A 1,967-nucleotide genomic window follows, 5' to 3' on the forward strand; every position below is an offset into this window, starting at 1 on the left:
GTGCGGGCGGGGCCTCGGCGACCGGCGGCGGCGCGGGCGGCGGGGCCGTCGTCGCGCAGGCGGACAGCAGGGCCGCGGACGAGGCGGCGGCGAGCCAGGACAGGCGGATGGTCATCTTGGAAAACGCTCCCTAGCGCGCGGCTCTGCGGCCGGCGCGACGTGTCGGCCTTCCTTACACCGGACGTAACGCACCGCGCTGGTTACAGCTTTGTCATGCTGTCCCGTTCCTTCTGCCCTTCCGGGAGAAGGTGTCGCCCGCAGGGTGGCGGATGAGGGGGCGCGCCCGCCGCCCTACCGGTCCTCGGCGCTTTCGCGCACGCGCACGATCAGCGACTGGCTGGCCGTGGCCATCAGTTCCCCATCCTGTGCGTAGAGGTGCATCGCTCCGTGGCCGAAGCCGCCATGCACCCCGCTGATCCGGATGTCGCACAGCACCCAGTCGGTCGGCACGACGCGCCGGATGCGCAGGGTGTTGTCCAGGCTGTTGCCGCCGGCGTTCTTGCCCAGCGCGTTGCCGATCCCCTGCGGCACGAAGTCGGCCATCACCGCCAGCATGCTGGCGTCGATGGCGAACGGGTCGCGCGGCCGCGCCCACAGCAGGGTGCGGCCGTCCGGCTCGGGGTTGCCGATCCGGTCCGTCCCCGACCGGCCCTTGGCGATCCGCACCTCCATGCGGCTGTGCAGGCCCTCGGTCGCCGCCCGCCAGTGGTTGCTGGGCTCGCAGTCCTCCGGCGGCGGCACGACGGGCGCCTCCGACCACTGGGCCGAGATCTCGCTCGGCCGACTGCCCAGGGCGGCGCTGACCGAGATGATCTCCTTGTCGTCCACATGGCCCTTGGTGTTGGCCTGGGTGTTGTACTTGCCCTGCACCGGCGTCCAGACGTCGATGTCGACGATCGACCCCGGTCGGGCGAAGCCCAGGTACTGCGCCGTCGCCCAGATCAGCGGCCGCCCGGTCGTGCGCTCCAGCGCCGCCACCGCCGAGGCCATCCCCACCCCGCCGAACATGAACAGGTTTCCCGGCGGCCCGACGCAAATCGACGGGTCCACCGGCAGGTACCAGCGGTGCGGGTTGTGCGTCGGCCGAAGGTCGAAGAAGAGCTTGTCCATCGCCCGCCGTGAAAGCGCGTCGGCGGCCTTCGCGCAAGCCCTCCGCCGAGAACGTGTCTTTCAAGTCGCTACACGCATTGCGCGAAGTCGCTCAGACCCGCGTAACCACGAAGATTAAGCCTGAAGTGACAGGCTCCGTTTACGCTGTATCCCCGTGATGTTCGGACGATCGCTCCCCCTGGCCCCGCCCGCGGGCCTGCCGCGTAGCCTGTACGCCCCCGTCGGCGCCGTCATCGGCGGCGTGATGCTGGCCCTGTCGCTCAGGCCCGTCGCCGAGCCGTTCCTGGTGCGCGTCCTCGTCTTCTACGCCGGCACGACCGCGGCCTACGCGCTGATGCCCTACGTCCGCCGCGGGGACATTCCGCTGGTCGCCGCCTGGGTCGTCCTGCTCAGCGAGCTCGCCCCCTGCATCGCCGGAAACCTGATTTCCCCGATCAAGGTCACCGCCGACGTCCTCGGCGTCGCCCTCGCCACCGCCCCCATCTACGTCGCCCGCCTCCGCCAGGTCCAACAAGGCGACATCCGCCCCGGCGGCCGCCGCGCCTCGGAAACCCGCGGCTAGCGGACGGCCTTCTCCGGCGTCCCCCTCCCTCTCCGCTCGTCATCCCCGGGCTTGACCCGGGGATCCATTCCAGGGCGCCGGCCTGGTCCGCACCTCCTCCGGACACGCCGCTTGGATGGCCGGGTCGAGCCCGGCCATGACGAGCGGAGGGGGGTGGATGAAGAACAACTTTGACTCCCCGCATCACTTCATGTTCTTCTTTTGTTCATGTCGCACAATGCGGACAGGATCGAGGCCCGCCAGCGCAAGCTGGATCGGCTGGAGGAGCTGGAGCTCTCCGCCGTCGAGGCCGCGC

The 1,967-nt window shown here is 70.5% G+C and carries 2 protein-coding genes; one reads left to right on the forward strand and one right to left on the reverse strand.

What is annotated here, in order from left to right; all coding sequences use genetic code 11:
- Positions 1-291: 291 nt before the first annotated feature.
- The gene (locus tag Q0L11_RS19935; RefSeq protein ID WP_296599577.1) at positions 292-1,110 is read right to left on the reverse strand and encodes an acyl-CoA thioesterase II; all 819 of its coding nucleotides are present in this window, start codon (positions 1,108-1,110) and stop codon (positions 292-294) included.
- A 157-nt stretch (positions 1,111-1,267) separates the two neighbouring features.
- Here Q0L11_RS19935 and Q0L11_RS19940 point away from each other — a divergent pair, with 157 nt between their 5' ends.
- Positions 1,268-1,672 carry a hypothetical protein gene (locus Q0L11_RS19940; RefSeq protein ID WP_296599579.1) on the forward strand — a complete coding sequence of 135 codons (405 nt, stop codon included), beginning with the start codon at positions 1,268-1,270 and terminating at the stop codon, positions 1,670-1,672.
- The last annotated feature ends 295 nt before the right edge of the window (positions 1,673-1,967 follow it).

Origin of the sequence: Phenylobacterium sp., from assembly GCF_024508875.1 — a bacterium.
Taxonomy (GTDB): Bacteria; Pseudomonadota; Alphaproteobacteria; order Caulobacterales; family Caulobacteraceae; genus Phenylobacterium.